The organism is Acidovorax sacchari (assembly GCF_042847045.1).
GTDB lineage: Bacteria > Pseudomonadota > Gammaproteobacteria > Burkholderiales > Burkholderiaceae_C > Paracidovorax > Paracidovorax sacchari.
Genome location: NZ_AP035783.1, coordinates 4,777,358 through 4,796,038 on the forward strand (window position 1 = coordinate 4,777,358; position 18,681 = coordinate 4,796,038).

Genomic DNA, 18,681 nt, shown 5'->3' on the forward strand with positions numbered 1-18,681 from the left:
TCAGTCGCTGGCTGGCGGAGGACGCTCGCCCGTGGCCAGGAGCTGGTCCGCGAAATCCGCCAGGCTGGCATGGCGTTGCACGCCGGGCGGCCACGGGCGGCTGCCTTCGGGCGGATCGCCCACCGCATGGAGCCGTGCGCCGATGGCAGCCCCGGCCCACAGGTGCTCCGGGCAGTTGCCCACCACGAGGATCTCGCTGCCCTCCACGCCGTATCGCTCGCGGATCTGCTCCATCAGCCCCGGCGCCGGCTTGCGGCAGGCACAGCCCTCGTCGGGCGCGTGGGGGCAGTAGAACACCGCCTCGATGCGGCCGCCGGCGGCGGCCAGCACCCGGTGCATGCGCGCATGGATGGCATTGAGCGCCAGCACGTCGAAAAGGCCGCGGCCCAGGCCAGGCTGGTTGGTGGCCACGGCCAGGCGCCATCCCGCGTGGGTGAGGCGCGCCACGGCCTCGGGCACGCCCGGCATGGGCACCCATTCCTCTGGCGCGGAGATGAATTCCTCGCCGGACGCATTGAGCGTGCCGTCGCGGTCGAGAATGGCAAGTTTCATGCGCGCGATTATGGAAGATGCGGCCCGCCGGGCACCGTGCCGCCGGTCGGCGGCGCGTCCCAGCCGGTGGCGTAGAGGCCGCCGAACCGCCCCCGCGCCCACCGCAGGCGCACGGCCTGCCCCGGCTTCCAGGCAGCGGCGGAGTCATCGGGCAGGGTGGCCTGCCGCAGCAGGGGCGCTGCAGCGCCGTCGTTTTCCGGCTGCCAGCGCAGCACGACCTGCATCCCGCCCGGGCCGCGCAGGCTGGCCGGCTGCGGCCGGCTGCCCGCCACGACGACGCTGGCATCCGGCAGGGGCTGCAGCAGCCGGGCGTCCCAGTGCCGCAGCGCCAGGGCCACGGCCCCTCCGGCACAGGCCAGCACCCATGCGCCGATGGCAACGTGCCGTGCGGCCTGCCGGCCCCGGCGCCGTGCCATCCAGCGCAGCAGCATCCCGGCGAGGGCCACGGCCGCGGCCCCCATGCCGAGGAAGGCCAGGCCCGCACCGGGCGCCCGCGTGCCGTCGAACGGCGCCAGTGCCCAGACGACCGGCCCGGGCCAGCGGTCGTCGTGCCATTGCAGCAGCCAGCGCAGCCCTACGAGCGCCGCGGGCGGCGCGAACAGCCACCACGCGGTGCGGGTCGCGCCATCGGCAGCGCCGAGCACAGGCATGGCCGGCTCGCCCATGCAGGCTCAGGCCACGGCCAGGCGGGAGAGATCGGCCACGCGGTTCATCGCCACGTGCAGGCTCTGCAGCAGGCCCTGGCGGTTCAGGCGCAGGTCCAGTTCCTCGGCGTTGACCATCACGTCGTCGAAGAACGCGTCCACTGGCGCGCGCAGCACGGCCAGGGTCTGCAGGCTGCCCGTGTAGTCGCCCGCGGCGAAGAGCGCATCGGCCTCGGGCACGAAACGCTGCAGGGCCGCATACAGGTCCTTCTCGGCCTGTTCGCGCAGCAGGTCGGGGTTGACGTGCGCGTCCACGTCGCCGGCCTTCTTGAGGATGTTGGTGACGCGCTTGTTGGCCGCGGCGAGCGCCGGGGCCTCGGGCAGCGCGGCAAAGGCTCGCACGGCAGCCAGCTGCTTGCCGACGAGGGCCAGGCGCTGGGGGCGCAGGGCCAGCACGGCATCGACTTCCTGGGCGCTGTAGCCCTGCTCGCGCAGGCTGCCGGCGAGCCGGTCGTAGATGAAGTCGGCCAGCGGCGCGGTGGGGTCCTGGATCTTGTCGCCGAAGGCCGGCAGCGCGCTGTGCAGCAGGGTTTCCAGGTCGAGCGGGAGTTCCTTCTCGACCAACATGCGGATCACGCCCAGTGCGTGGCGGCGCAGCGCGAACGGGTCGCGGTCGCCCGTGGGCAGGTTGCCGATGCCGAACATGCCGACCAGGGTTTCGAGCTTGTCGGCCAGCGCCACCACCACGCCCACGTCGCCGCGCGGCAGCGTGTCGCCCGCGAAACGGGGCTTGTAGTGGTCTTCGATGGCATCGGCCACTTCGGCGGGCAGGCCGTCGGCCTGGGCGTAGTAGCGGCCCATGGTGCCCTGCAGTTCCGGGAATTCGCCCACCATGTCGGTCACGAGGTCGGCCTTGGCCAGCTGCGCGGCCTGGTCGGCCTGGCGGGCCAGTTCCACGTCGCCGATCTGCTGGGCGATGGCCCGGGCGATGGCGCGCACGCGCTCCACGCGCTCGCCCTGGGTGCCCAATTGGTTGTGATAGACCACCTTGGCCAGCGAGGCCACGCGGGATTCGAGCGTCTTCTTGCGGTCCTGGTCGAAGAAGAACTTGGCATCGGCCAGGCGTGGGCGCACCACGCGCTCGTTGCCGCCGACCACGGCGCTCGCGTCGTCGGGGCGGATGTTGCTCACCACCAGGAAGCGGTGCGTGAGGCGGCCTTCGGCATCGAGCAGCGGGAAGTACTTCTGGTTGGCCTTCATCGTGAGGATCAGGCATTCCTGCGGCACGTCGAGGAACTGCTTCTCGAATTCGCACACCAGCACGTTGGGCCGTTCGACCAGCGCCGTGACTTCGTCGAGCAGCGCGTCGTCCTCGATGGGCCGCACGCCGCCGCCCACGCGCTCGGCGGCAGCCTGCAGCTGGCGCGCGATCTCGGCACGGCGATCGGCGAAGGCGGCGATGACGGCGCCCTCCTCGGCCAGTTGCTGCGCGTAGGTGTCGGCGCTGCGGATGACCACCGGGTCCACGGCCGCCTCGAAGCGGTGGCCGTGGGTGGCGTTGCCGGCCGTGAGGCCCAGCACCGAGACGGACAGCAGCACCTCGGTGCCATGCAGCGCCAGGAGGCCGTGCGCGGGGCGCACGAAACTCACGCTGGTCCAGCCCGGCTGCTCGCAGCCCGAGGAAAGCTGGTAGCGCATCACCTTGGGGATGGGCAGCTTCGCGACGGATTCCTGCAGGGCCTTCTGCAGCCCTTCGGACAGGGTCGCGCCGCGCACGGTGCTGTCCAGGAACAGGGCCTCGGCCTTGCCGTCGGGCGCGCGGCGCAGGCCGGGCACGGCGGAAGCGTCGGCGCCCAGGGCGGCGAGCTTCTTGAGCAGCGCAGGCGTGGCATTGCCGGAGGCATCCAGGCCCACCGTGACGGGCATGAGCTTCTGCGAGACGGCCTTGTCGGCCGCCTGGGGTGCGACTTCGGTGATGTGGGCGGCCAGGCGCCGGGGCGAGGCATAGGCCGTCACGCGCGATGCGGCGGAGGCGAGGCCCTGGGCCTGCAGTTGCGCGAGCAGCACGCCGGCGAAGGCGTCGCCGAGCTTCTGCAGGGCCTTCGGGGGCAGCTCTTCGACGAACAGTTCAACGAGAAGATTCGGATGGGTCATGGTGGTGTCTCTCGGTCCGCGGTGCCGGCGCCCTCAGGCGGCGTCCTTCTTCTGCGATGGCTGCTGCTCGGCCTTGGCGATGTCGGCCAGCACTTCGTCGGCCCAGGCGCGGGGCGCCATGGGGAAGCCCAGGCGCGCGCGGCTGTCCAGGTAGCTGCGGGCCACGGCGCGCGCGAGGTTGCGGATGCGGCCGATGTAGGCGGCGCGCTCGGTCACGGAAATGGCGCCGCGCGCGTCCAGCAGGTTGAAGCTGTGCGCGGCCTTGAGCACCTGCTCGTAGGCAGGCAACGCGAGCTGCTGGCCCATGAGGTACTGCGCCTGCTTTTCGTGCGCCGCGAAGGCGGTGAAGAGGAAGTCGGCGTCGGAATGCTCGAAGTTGTAGGTGGACTGCTCCACCTCGTTCTGGTGATAGACGTCGCCGTACTTGAGCGTATCGGTCCAGGCCAGGTTATAGACGTTGTCCACGCCCTGCAGGTACATGGCCAGGCGCTCCAGGCCATAGGTGATCTCGCCCGTGGCCGGCTTGCAGTCGATGCCGCCCACCTGCTGGAAATAGGTGAACTGCGTCACCTCCATGCCATTGAGCCAGACCTCCCACCCCAGGCCCCAGGCGCCGAGCGTGGGGTTCTCCCAGTCGTCCTCGACGAAGCGGATGTCGTTCTTCTTCAGGTCGAAGCCCAGCGCCTCGAGCGAGCCCAGGTACAGCTCCAGGATGTTGTCCGGCGCGGGCTTGAGCACCACCTGGTACTGGTAGTAGTGCTGCAGGCGGTTCGGGTTCTCTCCGTAGCGGCCGTCCTTGGGCCGGCGGCTGGGCTGCACGTAGGCGGCCTTCCAGGGCTCCGGCCCCAGCGCGCGCAGGAAGGTCGCGGTATGCGAGGTGCCGGCACCCACTTCCATGTCGTAGGGCTGCAGGAGCGCGCAGCCCTGGGCGTCCCAGTACGACTGCAGCTTCAGGATGATTTGCTGGAAGGTCAACATGCGTGTGTGTCCTGGCGGCCGGGCGGCTGCAAGCCGTCTGCCCGGGCGCGCGGTCTTGGAGGATGGTCGCGCAGCGCGCGGAACCGGGGATTCTACGGGGCCGGGCCGCCGCGCCTGCGCCCCGGGGGCGGCGCCGCATTCGCAAGCATGGGCGGAAGCAGGCACCACGGGGTGCAGGCGGCCCGCCATTTACAGCCAAAGGCCCCGCAGATATATTCCGCACAATGGAATTCAATAGAAGCCGTCGCCTGGATTTTTCCTGGACTCCTGCGCAGGCTGCGGTACCCACAACGACTTTCCCGCCCCCGAGGTGCGCTCGCCCGGGGCAATCCCGACGATGACCGTGAAACGCACGGGCCTGCAGGCCCTGGCCCTTGCCCTGGCAGCCATTCCATTGGCCGCCGGCGCCTTCGATATCGCGCCGCACCACGTGGGCGACGCCCTTCCCACCGAACAGGCCCGGGCCATGCTGGCACGCCATGCCGCCCGGCCGCCGCAGCCATGGCGCGAGCCGGACGCCAACCGGCTCCCCCCGGGGCCGGAGGGCGACGCGGTCCGCGAGGGCATCGATCTCCTGCGCAACACGTCCTCGCGCGTCGGCCGGCTGGCGCCCGATGCCTCGAAGCGCCTGTCCTGGAACAGCCTGAACTGCGTGCATTGCCACCAGGCCGGTCCGTCGGGCCTGCCGGGCACCAAGCCCCATGCGCTGCCGCTCGTGAATGCCGTCAACGACTATCCGAAGTTCGACATCAAGTCCGGGAAGATCATCTCGCTCGAGCAGCGCGTCATCGGCATGTTCGGCCCGGGCAGCGTGCCGGTCGGGCCGGACACGCCCGAGCTGCGGTCCATCATGGCCTACCTGCGCTGGCTGGCGCAGGGGACGGTGCCGCATTCCGCCATGGAGCGAACGGGGCTGCTGCCCATGCCGTCCGTCGCGCGGGCGGCCGATCCGCAGCGTGGCGCGCGGCTGTTCGCCTCGCTGTGCAGTGCCTGCCACGGCGCGGACGCCACCGGCCAGCGGCGCCCGGACTACGCCCAGGGCGGCGGCTACCTGTTTCCGCCGATCGCCGGCACGGACACGTACGACAACGCCGGCCACATGTTCGCGGTGCCGCTGCTCGCGCGCTACATCCGCGCGTCGATGCCTTCAGGCACCACGTACGAGCGGCCGCGCCTCACACCCGGGCAGGCGCTCGACATCGCGGCCTTCCTGAACGACGACGCCACGCCCCGCCTGCAGAACACGAACCGGCTGCGCCTGTATCCGGACCCGGCCCTGCGGCCGCAGGGCTTCGCGATCCCGGAGCACTTCACCGGCCAGCCGCAGGCCTACCGCCGGGCGAAGTGCGGCCCCTTCCGCGACATCAACGAGAACTACTGACCATCCCAGCGCCGCAGCACCAGGCTGGCATTGGTGCCGCCGAAGCCGAAGCTGTTGGACAGCGCGGTGCGCAGCGGCGCCTCGCGCGTGGTGGTCACCAGGGGCATGCCTTCCACGGCGGGGTCGGGGGTCTCGACATTGGCGGAGCCGGCGATGAAGCCCTTCTGCAGCATGATCAGGCAGTAGATCGCCTCCTGCACCCCGGTGGCACCCAGCGAGTGGCCGGTGAGCGACTTGGTGGAGGAGAACGGCGGCACCGCGTCGCCGAAGACCGTGCGGATGGCACGCAGTTCCGGCACATCGCCGACGGGAGTGGAGGTGCCGTGGGTATTGATGTAGTCGATGGACGCATCCAGGCCCTCGATGGCCTGGCGCATGCATGCGATGGCACCTTCGCCCGAAGGCGCGACCATGTCGGCTCCGTCGGACGTGGCACCGAACCCGATCACCTCGCCGAGGATGGTGGCGCCGCGCGCCTGGGCATGCTCCAGGCTCTCGAGCACCACGGCGCCGCCGCCGCCCGACAGCACGAAACCGTCGCGGTTCGCGTCGTAGGCGCGGGAGGCTTTCTCCGGCGTGTCGTTGTATTTGCTGGACATCGCGCCCATGGCGTCGAACAGCAGTCCCATGCCCCAGGTGACCTCTTCGCCGCCGCCGGCGAACATCACGTCCTGCATGCCCCAGGCGATCTGCTGGGCCGCCGCGCCGATGCAGTGCGCGGACGTGCTGCAGGCGGAGGTGATCGAATAGTTGATGCCCTTGATGCCGAAATTCGTCGAAAGGCAGGCCGAGACGGTCGAGCTCATGCAGCGCGTGACCTGGTAGGGCCCCACGCGGCGGATGCCCTTGGAGCGCAGGATGTCCGCGGATTCGATCTGGTTCTCGGGCGAGCCCCCGCCCGAGCCCATGATGAGGCCGGTGCGCGGGTGCGAGACCTGGTCCGGTGCCAGGCCCGCCTGGGCGATGGCATCCTCCAGGGCGATGTGGGCATAGGCCGCGGCATCGCCCATGAAGCGCAGCTGCTTGCGGTCGATGCGCGCTTCCAGGTCGATGTCGGGCACGCCCGCCACCTGGCTGCGCATGCCCAGCTCGGTGAACTTCGGCATGGCACGGATGCCCGGGCGGCTCTCGCGCAGCGAGGCCTCCACGGTGGCGAGGTCGTTGCCGATGCAGGAAACGATGCCCGCGCCGGTGATGACGACACGCTTTCTCATGCTCATGCCCCCGCCTCCTCCCGCGCCGGCGCAGCCGCCGCGGCGTCTTCCTTCTTGAAAAGGCCCACGCGCAGGTCGGAGGCCACGTAGATTTCCTGGCCGTCGGCCAGGAGGCGCGCATCGCCGATCGCCATGACCAGCTTGCGCTTGATGACGCGCTTGATGTCGATCTCGTAGGTGACGAGCTTGACGTTGGGGCCCACCTCGCCGGTGAACTTGACCTCGCCCGCGCCCAGTGCGCGCCCCCGGCCCGGCAGTTGCAGCCAGGTCAGGTAGAAACCGATGAGCTGCCACATCGCGTCCAGGCCCAGGCAGCCCGGCATGACCGGGTCGCCCTGGAAGTGGCAGTCGAAGAACCAGAGATCCGGCCGCACGTCCAGTTCGGCGCGAATCCTCCCCAGCCCGTGCGCGCCGCCGTCGGCGTCGATGTGCGTGATGCGGTCGAACATCAGCATGGGCGGCAGCGGGAGTCGTCCGCTGTCAGGGGTGAACAGCCTGCCTTCGCCCGAGGCGATCAGTTGTTCATAGGAAAAGGATTCAGCCATTGTCAGTCGTGCTCCAGGTCGGCGCTCAGCGCCGCGTTTCGTGTGCGCGGCCCTGGCATCGCCGGGGCCGCGGATGCGCATTATCCAGTCTGCGGCGGGCGCGCCTACCGCGCGGGGGCGACAGACCCCATGCGGGAATGCCGCACCCGCTTGACGCCGCGCAATAAAAAGGGCCGCACGCGGCGGCCCTTCGGGAGATCCGGCCCGGTGGCAGGCGAGCCGCCGGACCGTGCGGCCGAGCCGCTCAGTATTGCCAGAAGATGCGCTGCAGTTCCTGGCTGGTCTGGGGCCTGGTCAGCGCCACGGCTGCCAGGATGCGGGCCTTCTGGGGGTTCAGGTCGTGCGCGACGACCCAGTCGTACTTGTCGTCGGGCTGCTCGGCGTTGCGCAGAACGAAACCGTCGGCCACGCGCGAGGAGCGCACGATCTGCACGCCCTTGCCGCGCAGTTCCTGCAGGGCAGGCACCACGCGGTCGGCCACGGAACCATTGCCCGTGCCGGCATGGATCAGGGCCTTCACGCCCGAATTGCCCACGGCATCGATGGTCGAGCGCGGCACGTTGCCATAGCCATAGACGATGTCCACGGGCGCCAGGGCGGTGATGTCATCGATGTTGAACTCCGACTGCATCGTGTGGCGCTTGACGGGGGCGCGGAACCAGTAGGTCTTGCCTTCCACCACCATGCCCAGCGGGCCCCACTGGCTGCGGAACGCCTGGGTCTTGATGTTGACGCCCTTGGTCACGTCGCGGCCGCTCTGGATCTCGTCGCTCATGGTCACGAGCACGCCCTTGCCGGCCGATTCCTTGCTGGCGGCCACCGTGACGGCCTCCAGCAGGTTCAGCGCGCCGTCCGCGGACAGGGCGGTGCCCGGGCGCATGGAGCCGACGACGACGATGGGCTTGTTGGTGTGGACGACCAGGTTCAGGAAGTAGGCGGTCTCTTCCAGCGTGTCGGTGCCGTGGGTGATGACGATGCCGTCCACGTCGGATTGCTTGGACAGCGCGGAGACGCGCTTGCCCAGCTGCAGCAGATGGTCGTTGGTGAAGCTCTCGGAAGCGATCTGGAAGACCTGCTCGCCCTTCACGGCCGCCACGTTGGACAGCTCCGGCAGCCCTGCCAGCAGCTTGTCCACCGGCACCTTGGCAGCGGCATAGGACGCGCTGTTGGCGGCCGTGGCACCTGCGCCGGCGATGGTGCCGCCAGTGGCCAGCACCACGACGTTGGGCTTGGCCGCCGGCTGCACGGGGGCTGCGGACTGCGTCTGCGCACCGGCCACGAGGCCCCAGGCAGCGAAGGCGGCGCCGGCCAGCAGGCGCTTGATATTCATTTGCGGGAACATGACTCGCTCATCTCCTTGGATTAATTGTTACAAGCCCGTTGTACGGGTGCCGTATGGTAGGAAGGAGGCAACACGGCAGTGGGGAATAATCCGAGGCTGGGTATGAATGGAATTCATACCTCTCCCGATCCGCCTCCCCAAGCCATGAACCTACGGCAACTCGAAGTCTTCCAGGCTGTCATGCAGACGGGCAACATGAGCGCCGCAGCCCGGCTCGTCAGCATCACCCCGTCGGCCGTGAGCAAGACCATCGCCCATGCCGAACTGCAGCTCGGCTATCCGCTGTTCAACCGCGTACGGGGGGCCCTGGTGCCGACGCCCGAGGCGCAGGCATTGTTCGCGGCATCGGTCCAGATCCACCGCCAGCTCGACGAATTGCGCCGCACCGCCGTCAACCTGCGCCAGCCCGAGGGCGGCCAGGTGCGCCTGGGCGCGATTCCCTCGGTCACGCACACCTTCCTGCCCACGGTGCTGGAGCTGCACGTGCGCGAGTCCCCCCGCGTGAAGGTGGAAGTGCGCACTCTGCACCCCGACCAGATGGCCCAGGCGCTGCTGACCCGAACAGTGGATTTCGCCCTGGGCTTCTATCCGCACCCGCACCCGCAGGTGTGCAGCGCCATCCTGGTCAGTGGCCCGCTCTCGATCGCGGTGGGCCGCGACATCTGGCAGCGGGCCGTGCGCGTGAGCCGCAACGACCCGATCTCGTTCCTGTCCAACACCCCCATGATCCAACTGCTGGGCGACGATCCCATGCGCGGGCCCATGGCCGAACTGGCACGCGACCTGGGGGTGCATACCGAACTGGGCATCCAGGTGCAGACCTCGCAGCTGGCGGTGGAACTGGTGCGGCGCGGACTGGGATGGACCGTGGTGGACTTCCTCACGGCCGGCAACCTGGACCCGGCCACGGTGGTGGCGGTACCGCTGCGCCACCTCCCGCCCATTCCCCTGCATGCCTACCATGCCGAGCACCGCCCGCCGGACCGGCACGCGGCCCGGATGCTGGCGCGGTTGCCGGGGCTGCTGCACGCAGTGCTGGGACGCGCGCCTTCGGCGGAGCAGCCGGTGCCATCCGGCAACTGACCCGGGGCGGCGAACGCCGGCCGAAGGCCGTGGCCCCACCCGCTGGTATCAGCGTCCGCGGGAGCGCGCCGCGAAGGCCGCAGCCACCACCAATGCGCCCAGCAGCCACAGCGGCCACAACCCGGCCCGCGCCGCCCACCAGGCGAACGGCGTGGGCGGTCCGTCCCGCCCCTCCACCTCGCCGCGCAGGATGCCGCGCTGCACCGAGGGCAGCCGCGCAGCCACCATGCCGCGGTGGTCGATCAGTGCGGTGGCACCGGTGTTGGTGGCGCGCACCATCGGCCGCTCGAATTCCAGCGCCCGCATGCGGCTGATCGCCAGGTGCTGGTCGATGGCCACGGAATCGCCGAACCAGGCGATATTGCTCAGGTTGACGAACACCGTCGGGGCGGCGGCCCGGTCCGCGAAGCGCGCGGCCAGTTCCTCGCCGAACAGATCCTCGTAGCAGATGTTCGGCGCCAGGCGCTGCCCGGCCCAGGCGAAGGGCGCCTGGACCATGCCGCCCCGGTTGAAATCACCCAGCGGGATGTTCATCAGTTCGGTGAACCACCGGAAGAACGGCGGGACGAACTCCCCGAACGGCACGAGGTGGTGCTTGTCATATTGGTAGGGCGCCGTCCTGCCCGGCGCGTAACCGATGACGGAATTCGTATAGCCCCGCTCCGGGTCGCCCAGCGGGATGCCGATCAGCGCGGCCCGGCCGCCCTGCGGGCCGCTGCGGGTGAAACGCTCTGCGATGGACTCCAGGTAGCCTGGCACCAGTTGCTGGGGCAACAGCGGGATGGCGGTCTCCGGCGCCACGACCAGGGCGGCATCCGCTTCGCGCAACGCATCGCCGTACCAGCGCAGGGCCATCGGCACGCCGCTGCCAGCCTGGAATTTCTCGTCCTGCGGGATATTGCCCTGCAGCAGCGCAACCGACAGCAGGGAGGGGGCTTCGGCCACCGGCGCGCCGCAGCGGTCCACCGCACAGTGGCGCTGCGCGGCCAACCCTGCCCAGGCGCATGCCAGCACCACGGCCGCGGCCCAGCACCGGGGACGGCGAAGGTCCGCCACCCGCAGTTGCGCGGCCAGCATCGCCAGCAGGGCCGCCACGGCGCCGATGCCATACACCCCCACCCAGCGCGCGAACACCCGCAGCGGGCCCTCGACATGCGCATAGCCACCGGCGCCCCAGGGGAAGCCGGTCCACCACACGCCGCGCGCCAGTTCGGCCAGCAGCCAGAGTGCGGCGAAGGCGGCGGCCTGCCAGCCCCTGCGGCGCGGGAGGCGGTCGCGCAGGTGCACGAACACCGCCGACGCGGCCGCGTAGTAGCTGCCCAGGAAGGCCGCCAGCGCCAGCACCGCCAGTGCCGCCAGCGGCGCCGCCAGGCCGCCGTAGGTGTGCATGGAAATGAACAGCCACCAGAAGGTGCCCGCGAGCCAGGCCGTGGCGAAGGCTGCGCCGAGACCGGCCCCCTGCCCTGCCCCGCGCGCCGACAGCAGGACACGCGCGAAGGCTGCGAGCGAGGCAATCTGCAGCCACCAGAGCGGCTCGCCGCCCCAGGGCCAGGCGATGGAAGCCGCCTGCGCCAGCCCGGCCAGCACGGCAGCCGTCCAGAGGAGCACCGCGGGCGCCCGCGGGCGCCCGGTGCCATAGGCTTGCAGGAGCATGGTCAGCCGGCGTCCGGTTCGGCGCCCGGGGGCTGCGGCGAGACCTTGAACCAGCGCACCGCGCCACCCTTGGTGTGCAGCACCACGAAGCGCAGGCCGCCGAGATCCAGCGATTCCCCGCGGCGCGGCGCATGGCCCAGCTCGTGCGCGATCAGGCCGCCGATGGTCTCGAACTCCTCGTCCCTGTCGGAGCCCTCGAGGGCGGGCAGGTCGAAGGCCTCGGCCACGCGCTCCACGGGCGTGTCGCCGCTCACGCGGTAGGTCCGGTCCGCCAGGGCGAAGATGTCGCCTTCGTCCTCGGGGATGTCGAATTCGTCCTCGATCTCGCCCACGATCTGCTCGAGCACGTCCTCGATGGTGACCAGCCCGGCCACCCGGCCGAACTCGTCGATCACCACCGCCATGTGGATGCGGTTGGCGCGGAACTCGCGCAGCAGGTCGTTCAGCCCCTTGCTCTCGGGCACGTACACCACGGAGCGCAGCAGCGCCCGGAGGTTCAACTCGGGCGCCCGCTGCAGCTTGAGCAGGTCCTTCGCCATGAGGATGCCGATGATGTTCTCGCGCTCCCCCTGGTACACCGGGAACCGCGAATGGGCGGTGTCGATCACCTGGTGCAGCAGCGTCTCGAATGGCTGGTCGATGTCGATCAGGTCCATGCGCGGCGCGGGCACCATCACGTCGCTGGCCGTCATCTCGGCCATGCGCAGGACGCGTTCGAGCATCACGCGCGCATCGGCATTGATGACGTCGTTGTCCTCCGCCTCGGCCAGGGTGGCGATCAGTTCATCCTTGGAATCGGGGCCGGGATGGATGAACTCGATGAGGCGCTGCAGGAGCGTGCGCTTGTCTTCGCGGTCGGAGGGGCGCGCAGGGTGGGGGTCGGACACGGTCTCGGTGTGCAGGACGTGCGGTGGTTGTCAGGCCTCCAAGGATAGCGGATGCCCGCGACACCCCCGCTGGCGTGCCGCGGGCCGGCCTTCACACCCTGACACAAATTCGCGCGGCGCAGCCCGGCCGCTGCGGGCTGCCGCTTCCTATCATGCCGCTTTCCGGGGCGGCGCCGGCGCAATGCGCGATGGCGACCGGCAGCCCCCCCGTACACAGGCAGTACGACAGGAGAACAGCAGCATGGGAGGGATGGCGGCGGCGAGGCAGGCGGACGAGATAGGACACGTGTCGGTGTGGGCGAGGCTGGCGCGTGTGGGTTTGCGGCTGGCGTCGGGGATGGTGGAGACGCTGCTGGTGGCGGGGGTGGTGGCGCTGGCGGCGGGGGTGTCGGTGGCGACGATGGGGTGTGGTGCGATCCTGGCGTGCGGGTTGCTGGCGGGGTTCATCGGGGGTGCGACGGGCTGGAGCGACTACAAGGAAAAAAAGATCCAGGAGATGACCGAGGACATCGGGGAGCTGGACATCACGGGCACGCTGGGCATCCGTGGGGCGGCGACGGTGCGCATCAATGGCCGGGCTGCGATGCGGGCGGTGGCGGACGCGGCCGTGTGCCGCGACCATGGGCAGCCCAACCCGAACTTCATCGCCGAGGGCTCGGACTCGGTCTTCATCGAAACCTATCCTGCTGCCCGCAAGGGCGACAAGATGATGTGCGCCGCGCAGATCGCCAGCGGCTCGGACGACGTGCTGGTGGGGGGCAACAAGACGGCGTACCTGGAGATCGCCGACGACCGGGCGTGGTGGGAGACGGCGCTGGAGATCGGTGTGGGCCTGGCGATGGGCCGGGGCAACTTCCTGGGCAAGGTGGGGTGCCTGGCGCTGGGGGCGGTGGTGGGCATGGCGGGCGACGCGCTGGGGCGGGGCTTCCGGGCGCTGATCGGCTACCCGGTGCACCCGGCCACGGGCGGCAAGGTGCTGGACGGCAGCGAGGACACGGACTTCGTGCTGCCCGGGCCGCTGGGCATTGCCTGGCGGCGCTTCTACAGCAGCCACGACCACCGGGGCGGCACCCTGCACGGCGCGGGCTGGAGCGTGCCCTACGAGATCGAGCTGCACGTGGAGCGGACAGCTGCCGGTGCGCCGCCTTCGCGCATCACCTACGTCAACCCGCAAGGGCGGCACATCGAGCTGCCGGATGTCGGGCCGGGCACGGCGCTCTTCAACGTCGGCGAAGGCTTCACCCTGGGCTGCACGGCGGGTGGGCACTACGAGGTGGGCGAGCTCGACCACGTGGCCTGGCAGTTCGGCCCGGCGCCGCAGGAGGCGGGCAGGCATGTGCTGAAACTGCTGCGCATCCGCGACCGGTTCGGGCACTGGGTGGGGCTGCGCTACGACGGCGAGCGGCGCCTGGCGGGCATCGCGGACCACCTGGGGCGGCTGCTGCGGCTGGACTATGAGGCGGGCAGCCGGCGGCTGGTGGCGATCCACCTCGTGCAGGCGGCGCCGGGCGAGCAACTGGGCCTGCTGGCGGCCTACCGCCATGACGCGGGCGGCCAACTGGCCGAAGTGCAGGACCGCACGCGCGCGACCGTGCGGCGCTTCGCCTACGCCGAAGGCCTGATGGTGCGCCAGGAGGATGCGGCCGGCTTCGCGTGCCACTACGCGTGGGAGAGCGAAGCGGGGGCGAGCGGCCCCGAGCGCCAGGACGGTGCCCGCGGGCCCGATGGCCGGCGCCTGCGCGACCGCCGGGTGGTGCGGCACTGGACGGAGGATGGTGAGAGCTATGCCATCGCCTATGGCTTCGATGGCAGCTCCGATGGCAGCCCCGCTGGCGAGGCCGGCGGCTGGACAAGGTCAACCGACCAGCTCGGGCGCGAAGAGCGCTGGCAGTGGGACCGCTGGCACAACCTCACGGCCTACACCAACGCGCTGGGCGCCACGTGGCGGCTCGCGTGGAACGAGCGGCGCGAGCTGCTGTCGTGCACGCGGCCCTCGGGGGCGACCACCACCTTCCAGTACGACGACAACGGCATGCAGACGGGCGTGGTGGACCCGCTGGGGCGGCTCACGCGCACGCTCTGGGACAGCCGGTGGCTCGAGCCGCTGCGCACCACGGGCCCGGACGGGGCCACGTGGCGCTACGAATACGACCGCCAGGGCCTGCGGGTGCAGGAGACGGCGCCCGATGGCGGGGTGACGCGCTACGCCTACGACGCGCAGGGCCAGGTGGTGCAGATCGAGGATGCGCTGGGCGGTGCCAAGACCCTGCAGTGGAACGAGCGGGGCCTGCTGGTGCGGTACACCGACTGCTCGGGGCGCACGACGCGCTACGGCTGGGACGGCTGGGGCCAGCTGCAATCGGTGACCGATGCGCTGGGCCTGCAGACGCAGGGCGTGGTGGATGCGCGCGGGCAACTGCGCTCGCTGAGACTGCCCGACGGCAGCAGCCAGGGGTTCGAATACGACGCGGGCGGGCGGCTGGTGGAGCACACGGACGCGCTCTCGCGGGCCACGCGCTACGGGCACAACGTGCGCGGCCAACTGCTGTGGCGGCGCGACGCGCAGGGCCGGGAGATCGGGGCGGCGCACGACGGGGCGCACCGGCTCTCGGCGCTCGCCACGGAAAACGGTGGCGTCTATCGGTTCCGCTACGACGACGCGGACCGGCTGGTGGAAGAAGAGCGCCTGGACGGCACGCGGGTGGGGCTGGAGTACGACGCGGACGGGCACGTGGTGGCGGTGGTGCACCACCCGGCGCGGGGCGACGATGTGTTCCACGAACTGCAGACCCAGGCGCAGGACGGCACGCTGCGGGAAGGCCCGGCAGCCCGGAACGCTCAAACACCGCGGCGCACGGAACTGCAGCGCGACGCGCTGGGGCGGCTGGTGCAAAAGCGGGTGGGCGGCAGCGTGCTGCGCTACCGCTACGACGCGGGCGGGCGGCTGGTGGAGGCATCGCGCTGGCGGCGCCAGGCCGGGGCGCCAGCCGAAACGGACAACGAGGCGCTGGAGCTGCAGCACACCACGCGCTTCGAATACGACGTGCTGGGCCGCATCGTGGCCGAGCACGCGCAGGATGCAGCCAGCGGGCAGGTGCACACGCTGCGGCACGAACACGACGCGCTGGGCAACCGCACGCGCACGCAGCTGCCGGCGGTCACCGGCCGTGCGGGCCGGGCCGTGCTGCGGCGCAGCCTGAACTACCTGCACTACGGCTCGGGGCACCTGCACCAGATCAACCTGGGGCTGGTCGAGGAACTGGCGCAGGAAGCGCCGCAGGAAACACCAAAGGATGCGCTGCCAGGTGAAAAGCTGCAGGCCGGCGGTCTGGGTGGTGATCTGAGTGGCGGCGGCCTGGACGGCATGCTGCCCGAACCGGTGCGTGAAGTGCACCGGCTCATCGCCGACATCGAGCGCGACGCGCTGCATCGGGAGGTGCTGCGCACGCAGGGCACCTTGGCCACGCGCTACGCGCTGGACGCGCTGGGCCGGCGCACGGGCAGCTGGACACGCTCGGGCGCGGGCCTGCAGGACGCGGCGGGCGAGGACTGGCGCGCGGCATGGCAGCAGCAGGTGGAGGCGCTGGCCCAGCGCGGCCCCTCGGCGGCCGTGGGGCTGCTCAAGCAGTACCGCTACGACGCGGTGGGCGAGCTGCGCGAGAGCGTGCACAGCCACAAGGGGCGCACGAGCTGGCGCTACGACGCCACCGGGCGGGTGGAGCAGGCGCTGCGCGCAGGCCCCGGGGCGCAGCCGGGTGCGGGCGTGCAGGGCCGCTCGGAAGAAGTGTTCCGCTACGACCCGGCAGGCAACCTGCTGGATGCGAGCCTGGCATCGCGCATGGCGGCCAACGACGGGAGCCCCGGTGGACCCGGCACGGGCTCCACGGGCTACCTGCGCGACAACCTGGTGCGGGTGTACGAGGACAAGCGCTTCGCCTACGACGGCTTCGCGCGGCTGCGCGAGAAGCGCATCGGACGGCACACGGTGCAGCGCTTCGAATGGGACGACGAAGACCAGCTGGTGGCCGTGGAGACCACGCGCCAGCCGGGCACGGCCCAGGCCACGCGCCAGCGGGTGGAGTTCCGCTACGACGCGCTGGGCCGGCGCATCGCCAAGCAGGACGCGTTCGGGCGCACGGAGTTCATCTGGGAGGGCATGCGGCTGATCGAGGAGCGGCGCGGCTCGAAGGTGGTGAGCTACGTGTACGAGCCGGGCAGCTACGTGCCGCTGGCGCGCATCGATGCGGACAGGCAGCGGCTGGAAGGCAGCGGGCATGGCGGGCTGGTGGGAGGTGACGGTGCGGGCCAGGCAGGCACCCAAGGCCCTCCAGGCAGCCAAAGCAGCCGCTACGCCGCGCTGAACCCGATGGCCGCGCCCGGCAGCAGCGCGGCAGTGCATGCCGCTTCTGCCTCAGCACAAGTGGCGGCACATGCCCATGCCCATGCACTGACCCAGTCCCCGGCCGAATCCCGCCTGCGCGCCAGCGCCCAGGTGAGCTACTTCCACAACGACCCCTCGGGCCTGCCGGAAGAGGTGACGGACGAAGCCGGCGAAGTGCGCTGGCGCGCGAGCTGGCGCACCTGGGGCAGTGCGCTGGAGGAGCGCTGGGAGGCCGTGCGCATCGACGGCAGCGCCATTCCCGCGGTGCAGCAGCGGCACAGGAACGAGGACACGCTGGAGCAGAACCTGCGCCTGCAGGGCCAGTACCTGGACCGCGAGACAGGGCTGCACTACAACACCTTCCGGTACTACGACCCGGATGTGGGGCGGTTCATCAGTCCGGATCCGATCGGGTTGCAGGGCGGACTCAACCTGCAGCGGTATGCGGCCAATCCTTTGGCTTGGATTGACCCATGGGGTTTGTGTGGCGAGAAAATCAAAAACAAATTCCCCAATGAAGGGCCGCCAGCAGATGGAAAAATTCTCGGAACAGCCGTCTCCAACAATGGACTGGTAACCATTCCCGGAAAGGGGCCGCTGCGAGGCACTTTCGACTTCGTCGTTACACAAGACAATCAACTCATTCTTGGGAAACGCCATGTGACTCTTTCCGGTGGGGCGGATGTCCAAGCTGCTGGCAGTATGCGTTTGAAAGGCGGAAAAATTCTGGAAATTGACAATCTCTCGGGGCATTACCAGCCAACGCCAGCACAGGCGGCAGGGTTTCCTTCAGCCATCAACAATGCAGGATTCAGCACCAAGGGCGCGACACTGCAGCCCTATTCCATTTCCCCGACTCCTTCGGGTAATCATGTCCTACCCCCCAGGCCATTGCCGCCAACAAAGCTCTAAATCGTGCAGGAAGAAATATCATCGCTCGCGGAATTGATAAACAAAACGTACTGGGACGAAGCGCGTTCCGGCATAGAATTTTTTGCTCAATTCAGAAGTGAACTGGAGCGCGTCTCTTTTGTTGACTTCAGTTTATTCATACTTGCGAATCATCACGATTCCTTTTGCTGCGACTTTTTTCTCTCAACTCCATTTTTATGGTCGCAAAAAGACCCTTCAATATGGATTGAAATAATGGAGAAAAACAAACCAAGGCCAGCGTTACCAAAAATCAAGGATACCAGCGGAAAAAATTCGGATATTGTTTTTTTGCAAAAATATGTCGAGGTGGACGCCATCCGCTATCTGATTAGCACATCCAATGTCGCTGAAATCGACAAAAAAAACATATCCGAATATTTTCAATATTTCTGGTACACCCTCAAAAGCAACGATCATGATGCCTCTGATTTGGACGGGATTTATTTCGTGCACAAAAAAGATTTGAACAATACAAAAATCAGGCTAATAAATGAATTTCGCTTAAAGCCGGCTTAGAAAATGAATCAAAAAACATCAAAACAACAAGTAGAGAAGCACCCGGATGTAGAAGCCGCAAAGCAGAACCTCAAGAACAATCAAAATGACGCAATAGATGACACTTTCTGCCACGAACTCTTTGAACTAGGTTCCCTCAATGAGAAGCTGCTTCAGGAACTAATACTAGACATGAAGCTTGTCGCGGCAGACTCACGAGATACGCTTCAATCAAAATCAATGAAATGGATCATCTTGAATACCATGAGATGCTTCACTTCGCATTTCAACAAAAATGATCTATACAAAATAAAGAACCTGAACGCAGAAATTTATTCAAGATGGAGCGATGAATATTTTGAAGAGTTCAAGGGAATACTATTTAATCTAGATTGATAAATATTTCCATCAACCACTACGTTCGCAGAGAGATATCACA

At 68.7% G+C, this 18,681-nt stretch carries 14 protein-coding genes; 5 read left to right on the top strand and 9 right to left on the bottom strand.

Annotation, left to right across the window (positions count from 1 at the left end; all coding sequences use genetic code 11):
- Genes ACGHC0_RS21115 through glyQ form a run of 4 tightly spaced genes read right to left on the bottom strand, consistent with a single transcriptional unit; the run spans position 1 to position 4,328 of the window.
- A complete protein-coding gene (locus ACGHC0_RS21115; RefSeq protein WP_368352797.1) occupies positions 1-552 on the bottom strand; it encodes a D-glycero-alpha-D-manno-heptose-1,7-bisphosphate 7-phosphatase in 552 nt (183 codons plus the stop codon).
- Positions 553-560: 8 nt separating this feature from the next.
- Positions 561-1,202: a hypothetical protein gene (locus tag ACGHC0_RS21120; protein WP_415266658.1), complete on the bottom strand. Its 642-nt coding sequence runs from the start codon at positions 1,200-1,202 to the stop codon at positions 561-563.
- 21 nt (positions 1,203-1,223) lie between these two features.
- Entirely contained in the window at positions 1,224-3,350 is a 2,127-nt protein-coding gene (gene glyS, locus ACGHC0_RS21125; protein WP_415266659.1) for a glycine--tRNA ligase subunit beta, read from the bottom strand.
- Between the two features lie 33 nt (positions 3,351-3,383).
- On the bottom strand, positions 3,384-4,328 hold the full coding sequence (gene glyQ / locus ACGHC0_RS21130; protein ID WP_368352800.1) for a glycine--tRNA ligase subunit alpha: 945 nt from the start codon (positions 4,326-4,328) through the stop codon (positions 3,384-3,386).
- A 337-nt stretch (positions 4,329-4,665) separates the two neighbouring features.
- On the opposite strand from glyQ, the gene ACGHC0_RS21135 reads away from it, so the two are divergent.
- Positions 4,666-5,709, top strand: a complete 1,044-nt coding sequence (locus ACGHC0_RS21135) for a c-type cytochrome (RefSeq protein WP_415266660.1) — start codon at positions 4,666-4,668, stop codon at positions 5,707-5,709.
- On the opposite strand, the gene fabB is transcribed toward ACGHC0_RS21135, so the two are convergent.
- The 3 genes from fabB to ACGHC0_RS21150 form a co-directional block, all read right to left on the bottom strand.
- Positions 5,703-6,929: a beta-ketoacyl-ACP synthase I gene (gene fabB / locus ACGHC0_RS21140; protein ID WP_415266661.1), complete on the bottom strand. Its 1,227-nt coding sequence runs from the start codon at positions 6,927-6,929 to the stop codon at positions 5,703-5,705. The two genes, ACGHC0_RS21135 and fabB, sit on opposite strands and share 7 nt — an antisense overlap.
- On the bottom strand, positions 6,926-7,468 hold the full coding sequence (gene fabA, locus ACGHC0_RS21145) for a 3-hydroxyacyl-[acyl-carrier-protein] dehydratase FabA (RefSeq protein ID WP_013596415.1): 543 nt from the start codon (positions 7,466-7,468) through the stop codon (positions 6,926-6,928). The genes fabB and fabA overlap by 4 nt, the downstream gene beginning before the upstream one ends.
- Before the next feature lie 244 nt (positions 7,469-7,712).
- Complete coding sequence (locus ACGHC0_RS21150) at positions 7,713-8,810, bottom strand: type II asparaginase (protein ID WP_368352803.1); 1,098 nt, start codon at positions 8,808-8,810, stop codon at positions 7,713-7,715.
- A 144-nt stretch (positions 8,811-8,954) separates the two neighbouring features.
- Here ACGHC0_RS21150 and ACGHC0_RS21155 point away from each other — a divergent pair, with 144 nt between their 5' ends.
- Positions 8,955-9,893 (top strand): LysR family transcriptional regulator, encoded by a 939-nt coding sequence (locus tag ACGHC0_RS21155; protein ID WP_415266662.1) that lies wholly within the window; start codon positions 8,955-8,957, stop codon positions 9,891-9,893.
- 48 nt (positions 9,894-9,941) lie between these two features.
- Here ACGHC0_RS21155 and lnt read toward each other — a convergent pair whose 3' ends face one another.
- Positions 9,942-11,546, bottom strand: coding sequence for an apolipoprotein N-acyltransferase (lnt, locus tag ACGHC0_RS21160; RefSeq protein WP_415266663.1), 1,605 nt, complete (start codon positions 11,544-11,546; stop codon positions 9,942-9,944).
- 2 nt (positions 11,547-11,548) lie between these two features.
- A complete protein-coding gene (locus tag ACGHC0_RS21165) occupies positions 11,549-12,433 on the bottom strand; it encodes an HlyC/CorC family transporter (protein WP_415266664.1) in 885 nt (294 codons plus the stop codon).
- Between the two features lie 241 nt (positions 12,434-12,674).
- On the opposite strand from ACGHC0_RS21165, the gene ACGHC0_RS21170 reads away from it, so the two are divergent.
- From ACGHC0_RS21170 to ACGHC0_RS21180, 3 genes are read left to right on the top strand one after another with little or no spacing between them, the layout of a single operon-like run.
- Positions 12,675-17,726, top strand: a complete 5,052-nt coding sequence (locus tag ACGHC0_RS21170; RefSeq protein ID WP_415266665.1) for an RHS repeat-associated core domain-containing protein — start codon at positions 12,675-12,677, stop codon at positions 17,724-17,726.
- A gap of 3 nt (positions 17,727-17,729) precedes the next feature.
- Positions 17,730-18,263 carry a hypothetical protein gene (locus ACGHC0_RS21175; protein ID WP_415266666.1) on the top strand — a complete coding sequence of 178 codons (534 nt, stop codon included), beginning with the start codon at positions 17,730-17,732 and terminating at the stop codon, positions 18,261-18,263.
- A 3-nt stretch (positions 18,264-18,266) separates the two neighbouring features.
- The gene (locus ACGHC0_RS21180; RefSeq protein ID WP_415266667.1) at positions 18,267-18,638 is read left to right on the top strand and encodes a hypothetical protein; all 372 of its coding nucleotides are present in this window, start codon (positions 18,267-18,269) and stop codon (positions 18,636-18,638) included.
- Positions 18,639-18,681 lie beyond the last annotated feature (43 nt).